The sequence below is a fragment of the Agrobacterium sp. 22-210-1 genome, from assembly GCF_053522525.1.
On the sequence record NZ_JBNWCI010000002.1, the window covers coordinates 62,514 to 80,150 of the forward strand.

The following is a 17,637-nucleotide window of genomic DNA, read 5'->3' on the forward strand; positions in this document are numbered from 1 at the left end:
CTGGATTCCGGACGATCCGAAAATATTACAAAAAAACTCCACAAATCTTTTCGGGTTCATGCGCCTCGGTCGTCTTCCCTATCAGAGGCCGCAGCAAGGCGGTGAAATGGAAGGGAATACGGGGATGACTTTATTGGCGACGGGACATAAATCCGGTGGTCGCGAACGGCGTTTGAGGCTCGCAGCATTCTGCGCATCACTGGCCTGCTCCGTATCCTTAGTTGCCCATACCCAGGCCGCTGCGCAGGAGCTGCGCCAATTTTCCATTCCCGCCGGGTCCCTCGATGTGGCGCTGACGCGTTTTGGCGCCGCGAGCGGCATCCAGATTTTCTACGACGCATCCTTGACGAGAGGGCTCAAAACCTCCGGAGCAGCCGGCTCCCTGCCGCCGCGGGAGGCACTCGGCAGGCTGCTTGACGGCACCGGCCTCAGCTTCCGCTTCACCGCACCGGATCGCGTGACGGTCTCCAATGCCTCACAGGCACCGGAGGCAACCTCTGCGGATGGCTCGCTCGTTCTCGAAACGATCACCGTCACCGGCAAGACCGGACGATATGGCAGCCCGGACGCACCTTATGGCAACGATGCCCCGACCGCCTTCATTTCGGGCGAGGATATCGAGCGCTTCCGCGGCTCAAGCCCGGCCGACATGTTTCGTGGCACGGCCGGCGTCATGTCCGGCGAAGCGCGAAACGGCGCCGGCGCCATCGACGTCAACATTCGCGGCATGCAGGGAATGGGCCGCGTCGCCACGACGATCGACGGCGCCGAAAATTCCGTGACTGTCTATCAGGGTTATCAGGGCGTCTCGAACCGCACCTATGTCGATCCCGATTTCATCGCCGGTGTCGACATTACCAAGGGGGCCGATGCTGCTTCCTTCGGCAATGCCGGATCAGTGGCGATGCGAACGGTCGGCGCCGACGACATCGTCAAGCCGGGCGAAAAATGGGGGCTGAAGGTCAAGGGCGGCTTCGGCACCAATTCATCAAGCCCGACCGAAGGCGCATTGAGCGGCTATAGCTATCAGTCCGGCGCAGGCACCGCGACACCGTCCGCTGACGGCATGGACAGGCCCGCCTTCCTCAAGCCGACGACCGGTTCCGGCAGCGTCATCGGCGCTTACAAGGGCGAGGACATCGATGTCGTCGCCGGATATGCGCATCGCCGTCAGGGCAATTATCACGCCGGCAGCCACGGTCCTGTCGCTTCCCCGAAAAACATCGGCGACACGAAATATTGGGGCGGCACTTTGCCCAACACGATGATCAATGAAGGTCTGGTCAACTATCGCGGCGGCGAGGAAATCCTTAATACCGAGCTGGAAACCCAATCGCTTCTGGCGAAGGTCACGGCGCGTCTGTCAGACGATCAGACATTCCAGATCGGCTACATGGGATACAGAAGCGAGGCCGGCGACCGGCTTGCATCACGGCTGACGTCGAATACCGGACAGGCGCAGCAGCAGGAACAGACCGTCAGCACCAGCCTCGACACATTTACCGCCAGATACAACTGGGACCCCGAAGACAATGACCTCATCGACTTCAAGTCGAATTTCTATTTCAACCATCTCGAAGTCCGCAATCCCGTGCGCGGCGGGCGTGGCCTGACGCCAGAGAAGATCGGCCTGCCATCAGGCTTCCGGGTCGGCACCGATACCAATATGTGGGGAGCGGAGATTACCAACCGCTCGCAGTTCAGCCTGGATTACGGCGATTTCGACCTGAATTACGGATTTTCCTACCGCGCCGAAGACACCAAGGGTAGCAACCACACCGCCGTTCTGGAGGGCTGGCTGACCCCGCGCGACGCCATTCGCCATGAAGGTGCGGCCTTCGCCAAGGCAGCTTACAAACCGGTGGACTGGCTCACCCTCAATGGCGGGTTGCGATACTCCCATTATTGGGTCGAAGACAGGTTCGATCCCTATGAGCGTTATCAGGCGCGGGACAAGCCGGTTGGCCTGAAAGTGGATGACGGCGGGTTCAGCCCATCTGCCGGAGTGACGCTGGAACCGTTCGACAATACCCAGTTCTACATCAATTATTCGAATACGCTGCGCTCGCCATCCATCATCGAATCCGTCTCGGCCTTCAACAGCGTCATCGCGAATTCGGGTGTCCTGCCGGAACGCTCCAGCAACTGGGAAATCGGCACCAACATCATTCGCGACGGCATCCTCTCCGACGATGACACCGCCATGATCAAGTTCGGTTATTTCAACTGGGATGTTAAGAACTACATCTCGCGCACCGTCGTGACCGAACCACAGTTGACGCTGAATATCGGCAATATTCCACGCGCCAAGTTTTCCGGTCTCGAACTTTCCGGCCGATACACCAATGGTGGATTTTCGGCAGATCTTTCCGCCAACTACTTCCTGAATGTCGAATATTGCCGCACGACCCAGACCTGCGACAGCAAGTCTCTCTATGGCGACTATGCGACGAACCATGTTCAGCCGGAATATACGGTCGACCTGACGCTTTCGCAGAAATTCCTCGAGGACCGGCTGACGGTCGGGGGCCGCATCTCCTATGTCGGCCCGCGCGCCATCGGCCACGGCGACGTCACCGCGCAGGGTGCGTCGGAATTCATCGCGCTTGTCGACTGGGAACCCTATACGCTGGTCGATCTGTTTACCGAATACAAGATCAACGACAACATGACCGCGAGCCTGCGGGTGGAGAACCTGTTCGACCGTTTTTATGTCGATCCGCTCGGCCTCGTCACGCAACCCGGTCCCGGCCGCACCATCTATGCCAGCCTTACGGCAACGATCGGCGGCGGCGAGGCCCTGCCCGGCCTTTCCCCCTTCAGCCGCCCGACGGACGCATCCTTCGTGCGTGACTGGACCGGCTTCCATGTGGGTGCCCATGCCGGCGGCGATTTCCTGAATTTTGCAGGAAATACGACGTCGCTGGATGGCACATTCAACGATGCGGCCGCACGGGAATCCGCCGATTTCAACCTGCGTGGCGGTGCGTTTGGACTACAGGCCGGTTATGACCGGCAGCTGGAAAACGGCTTTGTCGTCGGCGTCGAGGCCGATTACACCAAGACCTATCTTCGTGGCCTCGAAAAGTTCGGTTCCACCGATCCGGTGCTGGCAAAGAGCGGCCACGTGGACGCAACGACCAGCTACGATATCGACTGGACGGCCGGTCTGCGCGCAAAGCTCGGTTACGCCGTGAATGACAGGCTGCTCGTTTACTCCACCGCCGGCCTTGCGCTGGCGAAAGAAACCCAGTGGCGCGACCAGTATATTTCAGACGGCGCGAGCGGGACCAATCCTCTCGGCTCCGAAACGACGGCATTCTTCGTGGAAAAGGCTTCCGGAACACGTGCCGGCTTCACAATCGGCCTCGGCGCGGAATATGCGCTGAACGACAATTGGTCGATCCGTGCGGATTACAGCTACAGCCATTTCCGCGCCAAATCGTTCAAGTTCAAGAACGCCCGCGCCGGCACCGGCAAGGATTATCGCACCAGTGAGCAGACGGGCACGGAGATGGTCGATCCCGGCTTAAAGAATGATCCGAACATGGCTTGGCTCTGCGATTCCATGCCGGAAGTCTGCGAGCCCTATGAATCACCGATCTACGAATATGTGGACCATGTGGGGACATCCGGAATTGCCAACGGCCGCAATGCCTCGAACTCGCTGAACATGCATGCCATCAAGGTTGGGCTGAACTATCGCTTCTGAGGAAACTTTCCACAAGCTTTCGAGCCGTGCGCCTACCTGGCGCGCGGCTCACCGAAACATGAGATTGCTCACGAAGCCGGACGATTGAGAATGGTTTCGCAACTCGCCGGATTGCCGATGATCTCACTGGTCTTGATGATGGAGCCGGCATCCGCAGTGATCTTGATGATGCAGTCGCGGCGGTGTTCCTTGATTTTCATGCCCTCCGTCTGCGTCATCTGGGTCTGTCCATCCACGGACTTGTATTCACGCCGGTTGCTGAGCCCGGCATAGGTCTCCACATCGACCTTCAGCCAGTAGGATTCGGTTGCGCCGTTGTCGATAACCACCTTGTTGGGTCGACCAAGCCTGGCAATGGCCGCATCCCGCGGCTGCCCCACGAAGGCTGCGACTGTGCGGGAAATATCGGTTTCTCCGGTTGAGGTGCAGGCGGTGACGATGATCAGCGCAGCCGCCAGACATCCGGTTTCAATCCATCTCATTTTCAATCGTCCCCTCGCAAAATATCGCCAGCCGCATAGGTTGCCTACTGCCGCTGCGGCGCAAATCTAGGGTCAATGATTTTATGCTGAAAGGCGCGCGGACCGAAATCCCGATCAACTTGTTATGATCGACGGGTGTTGCGCTTCTCTATCTGTTGCGGAACACGGTGCAGGGGACGCCGGCCTGCCGGATCTCTCCGCAGAGCCTGTTGGCTTCGGCGCGGGTCTCACGACCGATGCGGGCGGCATAACGCGGGCGCGAGCCGAAATTCCCGCCTCTTTGCCTGACGATGAGGGCACGTTCCGCATTGAGGGGTTCCGACAATCCGCCGATCGCGCGGGTGAACAGCCGGTTCGCCACCGCCGGATTGTAATGCGCCGCAAGCTGCACACCCCAGGGCGCCCAGTCAGCCGAGGAAATGAGAACGGGATCGTTCATGGTGCGGGTGTCGGCCAGACGCAGGCAGGCATCGAGGAAGGACCGGCCGTCATCCAGCGCCGGGGCGGCCTTTTCCGGCGGGTTGTCTTTCCAGTTCTCGACAGGATATCCGGTGATGGCAAACACGTAATCGCGGGTTTCCATTGGCAGGCGGCCGGTGGCGATGAAGGTTCGCAACCCCGCCTCGCCGGCATTATAGGCCGCGGCGGCAAGCCCGAAATTGCCGAATTGACCATTCAGCTCGGAGAGATAACGCGACGACGCCTCAAGCGCGGCAATGATGTTGAAACTGTCCTCGAGACCACGCAGCCTTGCCGTTCCGGGCATGAACTGGGCGATGCCCTCGGCCCCTTTCGGGCTGACCGCATCGGCGCGGAACAGGCTTTCGCGCCAGATCAGCCGGGCGAAATAATCCGGCGGGACGGCGTAACGCCCGGCCAGCACCTCGATGGCATGACACAGATCGCTATTGTAGCTGCCGACCCGAATGCACAGTTCCGGCGCAACGGCATGGCTATAGGCACAGGCATTTTTCCCCTCCGCCGGCTTCTCAGCCCGGGCGGCACCGCCGGCTGTCACCAGCAGGCAGAAGACGAGAGCGACACGGCCTGTCCATATCCCTGTCCATATCCCTGCCAAGCAAACGACCCCACACTTCCAGACGCAACGCACCGATCATCGGGCAATCGCGAAAATATGCCCCGAGCTTCGGCCTTGTTCAATGGAAGTTTCGGTTTCACGCTGTCGATACGCATCCGCGCTATCAAAGGGCTCGGCGCAAAAGATCCAGCCGGCCCGATTGCCGGACCGGCTGGACGCTCTGATTTTACCCGCTCTGGCAAGAAGCCTTCTAGAACTCCTGCCATTCATCGTGATTGAGGGCAACCGCGGCGGAACCACGCGCCGCAACGGGCAGGGATACGGGACGACGGGGAGGAGCCGGTGCCGGCCTCACCTCCGGGCTGCTGCGCAGGGAGGATGCCGAACGCGGCGCTTCATCGAACCTGAATTGCCCCAGAAGTTCGAACAGGGCGGCGGCTTCCCGTGCAAGGCTGTGGCTGGCGGCAGTCTGCTCCTCCACCATCGCAGCGTTCTGCTGTGTGCCCTGATCGACGGTATTGACCGCCTGATTGATTTCGGCAAGTGCGGTGGACTGTTCGCGAGCGGCTTCGACAATCGCCACGACATTGCTGTTGATATCACGAACCTGCGCCGCGATTTCCTGCAGCGCCGATCCCGCCTTGGTAACCAGACCGACGCCGTTTTCCACCTGCGAGCCCGAGGCATTGATGAGGCTCTTGATTTCCTTTGCAGCCGTTGCCGAGCGCTGCGCGAGTTCGCGCACTTCCTGCGCGACGACTGCAAAACCCTTGCCCGCTTCACCGGCACGCGCCGCTTCCACGCCGGCATTCAGCGCAAGCAGATTGGTCTGGAAGGCAATCTCGTCGATCACGCCGATAATGTTCGAAATCTCGCGGGACGATTTTTCGATCTGATCCATGGCGCCGATCGCGTCGCGTACCACCTGGCCCGAATGTTCGGCATGGTCACGGGCACGGGCGACGATCGTGCCGGCCTCTTCGGCGCGGCGGCTGGAATCGTTGACGGCAGTGGTGATCTCCTCCAGCGCGGCGGCAGTCTCCTCAATCGAAGCGGCCTGCTGTTCCGTGCGTTTGGCAAGATCATCGGCAGCGGAGCGTATCTCGTTGGAGCCCGAGGAAATCGCGCCGGCATTTTCAGATACCAGCGTCATCGCTCTCTTCAGCTTTTCCGAGGCTGCATTGAAATCCGTCCGCAATCTCTCAAGCGAGGGGATGAATGGCTTGTCAATGCTCTGCGACAGATCGCCATCAGCCAGGTCAGTAAGACATTGCGCCAGCTTTTCGACATTCTCGACGCGGCCGGTCACGTCGGTCGCAAATTTGACGACCTTGAACACCTTGCCGTTCAGATCGAAGATCGGATTATAAGAGGCCTGAATGAAGACCTTGCGGCCGCCCTTGCCGAGGCGCATGAATTCATCCGCCACGAGATCACCGCCGGCAAGCCTTTCCCAGAACTGCTTATAGTGCGCCGACTGCGTATAGGCCGGTTCGCAGAACATCGAATGATGCCGGCCCTGAACCTCCGGCAGTGAATAACCCAGTGCCGCCAGAAAATTCTCGTTGGCCGTCAGGACATCGCCATCAGGTGAAAACTCGATGATGGCCTGCGCCCGCGACAGGGCGTCGATCTTGCCCGCATCTTCCGCCGCCTTCAGCTTGCGCTGCGTGATGTCGGTGGCGATCTTGATCACCTTCACCGGCTTGCCTCGGCGAAACACCGGGTTATAGGAGGCCTCGATCCAGACCTCCCTGCCGCCCTTGCCGATGCGCTTATATTGCTGCTGGTCGAACTGACCGGCTGAAAGTTTTGCCCAGAAGGTCTTGTAGTCCTGCGAAGACACAACGGCGGGCTCGACGAACATGCTGTGATGCCTGCCGATGATTTCCGCCAGCTCGTAACCGAGCGCACGACAGAAATTCTCGTTGGCGGTCAGAATTTTCCCGGAAAGGTCGAATTCTATAATGGCCTGGGATTTGGAAAGCGCGGCAAGAACCGCGAAAGCATTGGCACCCCGATCAAGAAAACTCACGCACAATCCTCCGATGTCAGACAGATGATTCCCTATCAAAATCATTCAGTAATATTACTGTTACAATATTAAATAATATTTAAGGATAAACTTGACGTCCGTCGCGCGGGTTGCAAAATTCAGACTGAATTTAAACCGGCCATCTTTTCTTTCCCCAGCCCCATCACCCGCGTCAGCGCCATGGGACCGGCATAACAATCATGCATTATCGCTGTTTATACTCCGGGCATCACGAATCGGATAAGGCTGCCCTTCGCCGATACGTTGCGGCCTGCCACTGTTTTCGGGAGAAACCATGATCGACGTCGCAACCGCACTCGCCGTGTGGGTCTATATTGCCGGATTTCTATTTTTGACGGCGCGGCTGGCGCGGCAGACGGGAGAACCGATCTGGCTTTTCGCAAAAGGCCGCGAGCGGCAGGCCGTTCCCGCCATGCTCTTTCGCCTCGCTTTTCTCCTCGGCGCCCTGCTTCCGCTCGTTACCCTGTGGCTGGAGCCGCAAAATCCGGTCTGGCTTCTGAACCGCAGCGATCTTGGTGTCGCATTCCGGATTGGCGGCATGGCGATGGTGCTGGCTGGCGGCCTGATCGCGCTTTATGCGCAGAACCATATGGGCAGGTCATGGCGCATCGGCGCGGCCGAGGGCCATCTTGGCGCAATCGTCGATAGCGGTCCTTTCGGCCGCTCCAGAAATCCCGTCTTTGTCGGTCAGATCGTGCTGTTTACCGGGCTGGTGCTGGTATTTCCATCGGTTCTGCAGCTTGTTGTCGCCATCGCTCTTGTCATCGCCGTGTCGCTGCAGGTGACTATTGAAGAACGTGTGCTGACGAAGGAGCTTGGACCGGCATATGACGCCTATCGGCGCCGGGTGAGGCGCTGGCTGTAACGACAGTCGAACCTGAGCCGTGGCGTGGCCTTCAGCTTTTTCGGAACATTCATCCGCCACAGGCATTTTATGCCGAATGGGGGGCCGGCCACGGGCCGGCAAATTTCCTTGCCTGTTCAGGCAAGATGAAGATCAGTTCCAACCTGGAGGAGCACGCAGATGAAAAAGAACACGATCTGTATCTGGTACGACAAGGACGCCGAGGCCGCCGCCAGATTTTACGCCGAGACCTTTCCCGACAGCGCGGTAACCGCGGTTCACCACGCGCCGAGCGATTATCCTTCCGGCAAGAAGGGCGATGTGCTGACGGTGCAGTTCACCGTCGCCGGCGTATCCTGCATCGGTCTCAACGGCGGTTCTGCCTTCAAACAGACAGAGGCCTTCTCGTTCCAGATATCGACCGAAGATCAGGAAGAAACCGACCGCTACTGGAACGCCATCGTCGGCAATGGTGGCGAGGAAAGCGCCTGTGGTTGGTGCAAGGACAGATGGGGTGTGTCCTGGCAGATCACCCCACGCGTGCTGATGGACGCCATGGCCGCTGGCGGCGCTGAAGCCAAACGTGCCTTCGAGGCGATGATGGACATGAAGAAGATCGACGTCGCCGCCATCGAAGCCGCACGCCGCGGTTGACGCCAACGGACTATTCAGCAGCAAGTAGCGAAATTAACTTGATCCCGGAAACACCCGAAACATAAGGGAAAATCCGATTTCATGAAATTAATCGCCTTTCCCCGCCGCGCAGATCGCCCTGCGCGGCAAGTCATCATAAAACGTTCAACAAAGTGTAAGCGATCCGTCAAAGACGGCTGTTAGCAGAGCCCGTGGCTTCGTGCTGGGAACATGATGTCCTTGCCGATCATGCCATCATCCATCAACGGGGCTCAACTCATGAAATCTTCCGCTCTGACCTCTTTCGTGGCCGGCGTCGCCATTGCTGCCGCCTTCGGCGCCACGGCCGCCCATGCAGAAAAGACCAAGTTCGAATTCTGGTACGGCCTTTCCGGCGATCTTGGCGATCGCGTTCAGGAAACCTGCAAGAAGTTCAACGATTCGCAGGCTGAATTCGAAATCGTCTGCACCTCGCAGAACGATTACGACGCCACGCTGCAGAACACCATTGCCGCTTACCGCGCCAAGAAGCAGCCCGCCATCACCCAGATCTATGACGCCGGCACGCTGGACATGATGCTGTCCAAGGCTTTCGTTCCCGCCAAGAAGCTGATGGCCGACAACGGCTACAAGATCGACTGGGACAATTATTTCCCCGGCATCGCCAACTATTATGCCACCGCTGCGGGCGAGCTGAATTCTTTCCCCTATAACTCCTCGACCGCGATGTTCTATTACAACATCGACGCTTTCGAAAAAGCCGGCATCACCTTCAAGCCGGACACCTGGGAACAGGTTCAGGAAGCCGCCACGAAGCTCAAGGCTGCCGGTTTTGAATGCCCGCTGGCCTTCAACTTCGACACCTGGATGCTGATGGAGCAGTTCTCCGCCATCCACAACCAGCCGATCGCCACCAAGGGCAACGGTTATCAGGGCCTCGACGCCGAACTGACGATCAACAAGACGAAGTTCGTCGATCACGTCAAGTTCTTCAAGAAGATGCAGGACGAGAAGCTGTTCGTCGTCAAGACCAAGCAGCTCGGCATGGACATCCTGCCCGCCTTCACCTCGCAGACCTGCCAGATGTTCATGACCTCGATCGCCAATCACGGCACCGTCGCCAAGACCATGCCGGAAGGCGTGAAGTGGGACGTTGCCATGCTGCCGGTCTGGAAAGGCACCGAGCGCCATAACTCGCTGGTCGGCGGTGCGTCGCTGTGGGTCATGGCCGGTCGCCCGGATGCCGAATACAAGGGTGCAGCCGCATTCCTGAACTTCATCGCCCAGCCGGAGATGGTTCAGTGGTGGTCGACGGTCACCGGTTACATCCCGGTCACCAAGACCGGCTTCGACGCCATGAAAGCCAATGGCTTCTATGACAAGGCTCCCTATAAGGGCCGCGAAAAGGCAATCGAAAGCCTGACATTCACGCCGCCTTCGGAATATACCCGCGGTATCCGCCTTGGCGGTTTCACGCAGATCCGCAAGGAAGTCGCCACCTCGCTCGAAGCCATCTTCATGCAGAATGCCGACGTCCAGGCTGAACTCGACAAGGCCGTCGAGCGCTCCAACGCTGGCCTGCGCCGCTTCGAAAAGACCTATGCCGGCGCGAAGCTGAACTAAGTTTCCTAAAATTTCCAATGGCTTGCCCGAATCGCTTCACGCTTTACGGGCAAGCCCGCCCATTTCTCCAGTATTGCCGGTTTTTTATGGAAAAGCGCGCCGTCTTCAAAAGCACGTGGTTGCCCGTGCTGTTCGCCCTGCCGCAGCTTCTGCTGATCTTCCTGTTCTTCTATTGGCCCGTGGCAGCGGTCATCAACTGGGCCTTCACGCTGGAGCCGCCCTTCGGCGGCGCTGCGGAATTTGTCGGCCTTGCCAATTTCGAGGAGACCTTCCTCGATCCACTCTATTGGCAATCCGTGCTCGTCAGCATGGTTTTCGCCATTGCCGGCCCCTTCTTCACCATCCTCATCGGCCTCGTTCTGGCGCTGTGCGTCGATCGTGCGCTGCCCGGCTCCGGCTTCTTCCGGGTGCTTTATATCCTGCCTTATGCCATCGCGGGTCCTGCCGCCGGCATGGCCTTCCGCTTCATCCTGTCACCCGAGCGTGGTCTCGCCGCCTCCCTCAACGCCTGGTGGCCGGACATCTGGAACCCGGCCAAATATGGCGAACACGCGTTGATCCTTGTCATCGTCATCTTCATCTGGAAATGGGCGGGTTACACCTTCATCTTCCTGTTCGCAGGGCTGCAATCCGTGCCGCGCTCGCTGACGGAAGCGGCCGCCATGGACGGTTCCGGCCCCATTCGCCGCGCCATAGACATCCAGGTGCCGCTGCTCGCACCTACCCTGTTCTTCCTGACCGTCATCATGATGACCGAGGGTTTCGTCGGCGCCGATACGTTCGGCATCGTCGCCACCACCACCGAAGGCGGCCCCAACCGCGCCACGGAGGTGATGGTCTACCGCATCGTCAGCGAAGCCTTCGAGGGGCTGAATTATTCCGGCGCCTCGGCGCAGAGCCTCGTCCTCATCGGCCTCATCATGGTTTTCACCTTCATCCAGTTCCGCTTCGTCGAGCGGCAGGTCCATTACAAGTGAGGCGGCGATGATCCAGCGCACCCCCTATGCCGACGCCCTGACCTATATCCTGATGGTTGCCGGCTTTCTTCTGCTCATCGGCCCCTTCGTCGTCATCATCGCCGGAGCGAGCCAGACGATAACCCAGGTCAACAGCGTACCGTTTCATTTCATGCCGCAGGGCGAGTTTCTCGCCAATGCCGAGACAGCCTGGAAACGCGCCAATCTCGGCAATGCGCTGTGGAACAGCATGATCATGGCGACGCTCGTCACGATCGGCAAGGTGGCCCTTTCGGCATTTACCGCCTTCGCCATCGTCTTCTTCCGCTCGCCGCTCAAACATCTGTTCTTCTGGACGGTGTTCATCACCCTGATGCTGCCGCTCGAAGTGCGTGTCGTTCCCACCTATTCGGTGGCCGCCGATCTTTTCCAGCCGTTCCGTTCCATTCTCGGCCTGTTCGGCATCGAGGTGACGGTGGAGTGGAACCTTCTCAACTCCTATGCGGGCCTCACCCTGCCGCTGGTCGCCACCGCCACCGGCACCTTCCTCTACCGACAGTTCTTCATGACCATCCCGGACGAGCTGGCGGAAGCCGCGCGTATGGATGGTTCGGGCGCGATACGCTTCTTCGTGGAGATGCTCCTGCCGCTGTCTCGCACCAACATGGCGGCGCTCACCACCATCATGTTCGTTTATGCCTGGAACCAGTATCTCTGGCCGCTGCTGATGGTCACTGACCCTTCCTACAAGACGGTGATGATGTCGCTGCGTGCGCTTTTGCCCGCCGAAGACGGCACGCCGGACTGGAACGTCACGCTCGCCGGCTCGCTCATCATCATCACACCGCCGCTTCTCGTCGTGGCCTTCCTGCAACGCTGGTTCGTCCGCGGTCTCGTTTCGTCCGACAAGTGACGGCGCGCGGCTTTCAACAACAAGGTTTCCCATCATGGCTCAGATCGATATCCGCCAGGTCCGCAAATCCTACGGCAAGACACCCACCCTGCATGGCGTGGATCTCTCTTTCGAATCCGGCGAATTCGTCGTTATCCTCGGCCCCTCGGGCTGCGGCAAATCCACGCTTCTGCGCATGATCGCCGGGCTGGAAGACATTACATCAGGTGAAATCGCCATTGGCGGGCGCGTCGTCAACAAGCTCGAGCCGCGCGAGCGCGGCTGCGCCATGGTGTTCCAGAACTACGCGCTTTATCCGCATATGTCGGTCGCCGGCAATATCGGTTATGCGCTGAAAGTCGCCGGTGTCGCCAAGGCCGAGCGCCTGCGCCGCATCGAAGAAACCGCAAAGATCGTCGGCCTTACCGATTTTCTGGAGCGCAAGCCGGCCGCCCTTTCCGGTGGCCAGCGCCAGCGCGTCGCCATGGCCCGCGCGATCATCCGCGAACCGCAGGTTTTCCTGTTCGACGAGCCGCTCTCCAACCTCGACGCCAAGCTGCGCGTTACCATGCGCGCCGAAATCCGCAAGCTGCACCAGCGCCTGTCCGCGACCTCGGTTTTCGTCACCCATGACCAGGTGGAAGCGATGACGCTGGCCGACCGGCTGGTGGTGATGAACAAGGGCAATGTCGAACAGGTCGGCCATCCGCTCGATATCTATCATCGCCCCGCCACCACCTTCGTCGCGTCCTTCATCGGTTCCCCGGCGATGAACCTGTTCACCACAAGGGTCGAAGTCGAATCGCCTGCGGTGATGCTGGGCGGCGCGGCCGTCAAACTCTTCCCTGAAACCGGTCTCGAACTGCGCGGCCGCGACGTGACGGTGGGCATTCGCCCGGAACAGTGCCTTGTCAGCACGGAAGAAGGCCCAGGCGTACCGGCAATCGTCGATTTCGTCGAAGAGCTCGGCTCCGGCCGCATCGTGCATGCCGAGATCGCCGGCGAAACCTTCTCCGCCGCAATCGGCGAAGACCTTTCTGTCAAACCCGGCCAGCGCATCCACCTCACCATGCCGCCTGCGCACCTGCATTTCTTCGACCCTGCCACCGGCAAGCGGATCGAAACGGAAGGGGCAACCGAGACCAGTAACCTCGGCAAGGAGGCATTGCTGGCAGTCTAGAAGACAAGGCCTTTCGGCTTAGCCCTTCACGCCTGACGAAATCATGATGGCCTCCGTCACGCGGCGCTGGAAGATGACGTAAGCGATGATGACCGGCAGTGCAGCCAGCATCGCAACGGCCATCAGGCGCGCATAGGCGACACCGAAGGCGTCGTTGACCTGAGTAATGCCGACGGGGATCGTCATCATGTTTTCCGAGGTGACGACGAGGAAAGGCCAGAAGAAGGCATTCCACACGGAAATGAAGGTCACGATCGCCATGGCGGTCGTGATCCCCCAGTTGAGCGGCAGATAGACCCGGAACAGGATCGTGTATTCGCCGCCGCCATCCAGCACCACCGCTTCGCGCATCTCCTTCGGCACGCTGTCGAAGAACTGCTTGTAGACGATGATGACGATGGGGGTGATGAGCTGCGGCAGGATGATGCCGGCCCAGGTGTTGATGAGGTTGAGGTTCTTCATCAGGATGAACTGCGTGACGACAAGTGTCTGCGCCGGCACCATGAAACTTGCCAGCACGATGCCATAGAGCAGCCGCCGTCCCGGAAAGCGTATCTGCGACAGCGCATAGGCGCACAGCATCGAAATGAACAGGACGGAGACCGTGACGATGACGGCGGTGCCGATGGAATTGACATACCAGGTCAGCAGCCGCGTGTTGAATATCGCGTTCACATAGGCGCCCAGCTGGAACTCATCCGGCAGCAACGATGTATTGCCGGCAACATTCTCATCGGAACGAAGCGACGTGACGAAACTCCAGTAGAGCGGAAAAATCCACACCAGCGCCGCCGAAAAGGTCAAAAGGGTGAGAACAATATTCTCAAGTTTTCGGGTCGGGCTCATGAGTTCCTCCGGATGCGCAGCAGCTGGAACTGAAGAACGGAAACGATGACAATCAACAGGAAAAGCACGGTCGCGACGGCCGAGGCGTAACCGCCATTGTTCATCTGGAAGGCCTCGCGATAGACCTTGAGGAGGAGCACGAAGCTGGAATTGAAAGGGCCGCCGCCGCTCAGAAGGTAGATCTGGTCGAATATCTTCAGTTGCAGGATCAGTTGCAGCGTCAGGACAAGTGCCGTCACGGGCCACAGGAGCGGCCAGGTGACGCGGCGGAAGCGTTGCCAGGTCGTCGCGCCATCCAGCGCCGCCGCTTCATAAAGCTCGGTCGGAATATTGCGCAGGCCGGCAATGAACAGCAGCACGTTAAAACCGTTCGTCCACCAGATGGTGACGACAGCGACCATCGGCATCACCCAATAGGGGTTCTTGAAGACGGCGACGGGCTTGCCCGCCAGCAGCGAAATGACCGGCTGGAGAACACCGAACTGCAGATCGAGCATCCATGCCCAGATTTCCGTCACCACCGAGACCGGCAGCACGTAAGGCAGGAAAAACAGGCTCATGGCGATTGTCTGCCCGATACCCGACAGCCGGCTGACGGCGAGTGAAATCATCAGCGCGATGATGGTGGTCGGCACCACGGTCAAGAGAACGAAATAACCGTTGTTCTTGAGCGAGGTGACAAACAGCCGGTCGCCCAGCAGCTTCGCGTAGTTCTCAAACCCAACCCAGTTTCCCTCACCGATCAGCGGCGCATCGGTAAAGCTGATGCGCACCATCTCGATCAGCGGATAAAGGAAGAAAGTGGCGAAGACGACGATGAATGGCGTCACCATCGACAGCGCGATCAGCGACTTCTTCCGCCGGTTTTCAATCATTGCCATGGAATGCCTCCGGGCCTCTGCGCATGCGCGATGCCCTCCAGCCATTGGGGCCGGAGGGCAGGCGTGGATTACTTGAGTTTGCCCTGAAGTTCGGACTGGATCTGCTCGACGGCTTCCGCGCTGCCGACAAAACCCTGAATGGCCGGCGCGATGACGTTGAGTGCCGCGTCATAGGCCGGAGAGGCAACCCCGGTAATTGTGGTCTTGGGGTCAAACACCGCCGCCTCCGCCAGCGTGGCATAGGTGGCGTTCGGCTGCATGGCCTTATATTCGGCACTTTCGGTGATCGATTTATAGGCTGGAATATGCCCGGCATCGGCCCAGCTGATGGCGTGTTTTTCCATCCAGCCGATCACCGTCATGACTGCGGCACGTTTTTCGCCGGAAACCGTCTTGTCGCCTTCATTCGGGATGGCGAAAGCATGGGAATCCGCCCAGGTGGCGCGTTTGCCCATCAAAGGCGGCACTTCCACCGCACTCCATTTGAACCCGAGCTTGCCGTTCTTTTCCAGATCCTTGTAGGTCGGCACTTCCCAGACGCCATTCAGCTGGAAGGCGGATTTGCCGGCGGAAAACAGCGCCACCGAGGCCTCATATTCCGCCTGTTCCGGCGCCCAGCCGTTTTCCCGCCATCTGGACAGGGTGTCTATGGCTTTTGCGGCCTTTTCGGCATTGTCGCCGGCCAGAACCTCCTTACCGGTGACGAGTTCGCCACCCTGCTGCGACAGCAGCGTGTAAAACACCCGCCAGACCCCGCCTTCACCGCCCGACTGATAGGTGATCGGCGTTTCGACGCCATTTTCCTTCGCCCAGGCGAGCGCCTTTTCGAAATCCTCGATCGTCTTGATGCCGGTCAGCTTGCCTTCGGCATCGAGATAGGGAGAGCCCTTCAAAAGATCGGCGTTGTAATAAAGGACAAGGGCGTGAATATCGAACGGCACGGCGTAAAGCTTGCCGTCCTGCGTGGCCGCCTCCACCGGCGCGCTGAAGAAGTCTTCCGTCTTCAGCCCGGCATCCTCAAGATCCTTTGCGGTGATTTCGCTCAGCACCTTTTCTTCAAGGCCAAGCGGCGCGCGCGACAGGTGATAGGTCATGATATCCGGCCCTGAACCGACCGCGGAGGCCGTTCTGACCTTGGTGTAAAAGGGAACGCCCCATTCCAGCGTCGTGCCCTTGATCTGGATATCGGGATGTTCCTTGTTGAAGGCCTCGATCAGCGCTTTCATGCGCACGCCGTCACCACCGGCCAGAAAGTCCCACCAGATGATATCCTGCCTGGCAAGCGCCGGCATGGCGGTCAAACCCAGAACCGTGCCGATAAGCAATGTCTTGATCAATCGCATCGTTATTCCTCCCGTTTCTTGAAACACCCCGTCAGGGGATGGTTTGCTGCATCGAAAGGCGCCTCCTCGCGCCTATCGCAACCTTTGGCCGTCGCCGTCGAAAACCAGGATCCTGTCGGGCGAGGCGCTGAGCGAGACGGACCGGCCATCCAGCTGTTCCCGGGAGCCCTGCCGCTGCACGATAAGCTCCTTTCCCGCCCTGGTGCGGGTGTAGAGGTAAGACAGATCGCCAAGCTCCTCGGCCACCTCGACGATGACAGGCAAGACGCCTTCATCCGTGATCGCCAGATGTTCCGGCCTGATGCCAATCTCGAGCCGCTGGCCGGGCGACACCGGCTGCGACAACCGCGCTTCGAGAGGCCGCTCACCGCCTTCGAGCGCCAGCGTCACCTGGCCATCACGCTGCTCCACAACATCGGCCTGCAGGAAATTCATCGCCGGCGATCCGATAAAACCCGCCACGAAACGATTGTCGGGATCGTCATAAAGCGTGAGCGGCGCGCCCGCCTGCTGCACGATGCCGCCCTTCAGCACGAAAATCCTGTCGGCAAGTGTCATCGCCTCCACCTGATCATGCGTGACATAGATCATGGTCGCGCCGAGCTTGCGGTGCAGCCGGGTCAGTTCCAGCCGCATCTGCACACGCAACTCGGCGTCCAGATTGGACAGGGGTTCATCGAACAGGAACACCTTCGGCTGCCGCACGATAGCGCGGCCGATGGCCACACGCTGCCTCTGGCCACCCGAAAGCTGCGAAGGCCTTTTGTGCAGATGCTCGTCAAGCTGCAGGATACGGGAGGCCTCGCCCACCCTCTCATTCACCTCCGCCTTCGGCCGGCGGGCAAGCCGCAGGCTGAAAGCCATGTTCTCGAACACCGTCAGATGCGGATAGAGCGCATAATTCTGGAAGACCATGGCCACGCCGCGATCGGCCGGTTCGACCGCGGTAACATCGCGGTCGTCAATGGCGATGCGCCCGCCGCTGGTTTCCTCAAGCCCGGCGATCATGCGCAACAGGGTGGATTTTCCGCAACCGGAAGGCCCCACGAACACCGCGAAGCTGCCGGTCGGGATTTCCATCGAGACGTCCCGGATCGCTGCGAACGATCCGAAGGACTTGGCGATATTGTTGAGACGGACACCCATCACC

General features: G+C 59.6%; 14 protein-coding genes. 7 read left to right on the top strand and 7 right to left on the bottom strand.

The window, feature by feature from the left end; genetic code table 11:
• Positions 1 to 133 precede the first annotated feature (133 nt).
• A complete protein-coding gene (locus ACQZ5F_RS13310; protein WP_448731256.1) occupies positions 134 to 3,712 on the top strand; it encodes a TonB-dependent receptor domain-containing protein in 3,579 nt (1,192 codons plus the stop codon).
• Positions 3,713 to 3,780: 68 nt separating this feature from the next.
• On the opposite strand, the gene ACQZ5F_RS13315 is transcribed toward ACQZ5F_RS13310, so the two are convergent.
• The 3 genes from ACQZ5F_RS13315 to ACQZ5F_RS13325 all read right to left on the bottom strand — a co-directional run bounded on the left by ACQZ5F_RS13315 (position 3,781) and on the right by ACQZ5F_RS13325 (position 7,268).
• On the bottom strand, positions 3,781 to 4,194 hold the full coding sequence (locus ACQZ5F_RS13315) for a hypothetical protein (RefSeq protein ID WP_448731255.1): 414 nt from the start codon (positions 4,192 to 4,194) through the stop codon (positions 3,781 to 3,783).
• Between the two features lie 148 nt (positions 4,195 to 4,342).
• A complete protein-coding gene (locus ACQZ5F_RS13320) occupies positions 4,343 to 5,218 on the bottom strand; it encodes a lytic transglycosylase domain-containing protein (protein WP_225339085.1) in 876 nt (291 codons plus the stop codon).
• A gap of 265 nt (positions 5,219 to 5,483) precedes the next feature.
• Complete coding sequence (locus tag ACQZ5F_RS13325; RefSeq protein ID WP_225339049.1) at positions 5,484 to 7,268, bottom strand: methyl-accepting chemotaxis protein; 1,785 nt, start codon at positions 7,266 to 7,268, stop codon at positions 5,484 to 5,486.
• A 295-nt stretch (positions 7,269 to 7,563) separates the two neighbouring features.
• Between ACQZ5F_RS13325 and ACQZ5F_RS13330 the strand changes: the two genes are divergently transcribed.
• The 6 genes from ACQZ5F_RS13330 (at position 7,564) to ACQZ5F_RS13355 (ending at position 13,417) form a co-directional block, all read left to right on the top strand.
• A complete protein-coding gene (locus ACQZ5F_RS13330) occupies positions 7,564 to 8,154 on the top strand; it encodes a methyltransferase family protein (protein WP_448731254.1) in 591 nt (196 codons plus the stop codon).
• 159 nt (positions 8,155 to 8,313) lie between these two features.
• Positions 8,314 to 8,787 (top strand): VOC family protein, encoded by a 474-nt coding sequence (locus ACQZ5F_RS13335; protein WP_052820045.1) that lies wholly within the window; start codon positions 8,314 to 8,316, stop codon positions 8,785 to 8,787.
• A 258-nt stretch (positions 8,788 to 9,045) separates the two neighbouring features.
• The gene (locus tag ACQZ5F_RS13340; RefSeq protein ID WP_046800504.1) at positions 9,046 to 10,389 is read left to right on the top strand and encodes an extracellular solute-binding protein; all 1,344 of its coding nucleotides are present in this window, start codon (positions 9,046 to 9,048) and stop codon (positions 10,387 to 10,389) included.
• An 86-nt stretch (positions 10,390 to 10,475) separates the two neighbouring features.
• Positions 10,476 to 11,366, top strand: coding sequence for a carbohydrate ABC transporter permease (locus ACQZ5F_RS13345; RefSeq protein WP_046800436.1), 891 nt, complete (start codon positions 10,476 to 10,478; stop codon positions 11,364 to 11,366).
• A 7-nt stretch (positions 11,367 to 11,373) separates the two neighbouring features.
• Complete coding sequence (locus tag ACQZ5F_RS13350) at positions 11,374 to 12,258, top strand: ABC transporter permease subunit (RefSeq protein WP_046800435.1); 885 nt, start codon at positions 11,374 to 11,376, stop codon at positions 12,256 to 12,258.
• 34 nt (positions 12,259 to 12,292) lie between these two features.
• On the top strand, positions 12,293 to 13,417 hold the full coding sequence (locus ACQZ5F_RS13355) for a sn-glycerol-3-phosphate import ATP-binding protein UgpC (protein WP_444562306.1): 1,125 nt from the start codon (positions 12,293 to 12,295) through the stop codon (positions 13,415 to 13,417).
• 18 nt (positions 13,418 to 13,435) lie between these two features.
• On the opposite strand, the gene ACQZ5F_RS13360 is transcribed toward ACQZ5F_RS13355, so the two are convergent.
• The 4 genes from ACQZ5F_RS13360 to ACQZ5F_RS13375 form a co-directional block, all read right to left on the bottom strand.
• Positions 13,436 to 14,263, bottom strand: coding sequence for a carbohydrate ABC transporter permease (locus ACQZ5F_RS13360; RefSeq protein WP_046800433.1), 828 nt, complete (start codon positions 14,261 to 14,263; stop codon positions 13,436 to 13,438).
• Complete coding sequence (locus ACQZ5F_RS13365; RefSeq protein ID WP_046800432.1) at positions 14,260 to 15,144, bottom strand: carbohydrate ABC transporter permease; 885 nt, start codon at positions 15,142 to 15,144, stop codon at positions 14,260 to 14,262. The genes ACQZ5F_RS13360 and ACQZ5F_RS13365 overlap by 4 nt, the downstream gene beginning before the upstream one ends.
• A gap of 68 nt (positions 15,145 to 15,212) precedes the next feature.
• Positions 15,213 to 16,487 (bottom strand): extracellular solute-binding protein, encoded by a 1,275-nt coding sequence (locus ACQZ5F_RS13370; RefSeq protein WP_137086209.1) that lies wholly within the window; start codon positions 16,485 to 16,487, stop codon positions 15,213 to 15,215.
• Between the two features lie 72 nt (positions 16,488 to 16,559).
• The gene (locus ACQZ5F_RS13375; RefSeq protein ID WP_225339052.1) at positions 16,560 to 17,633 is read right to left on the bottom strand and encodes an ABC transporter ATP-binding protein; all 1,074 of its coding nucleotides are present in this window, start codon (positions 17,631 to 17,633) and stop codon (positions 16,560 to 16,562) included.
• Between the last annotated feature and the right edge of the window lie 4 nt (positions 17,634 to 17,637).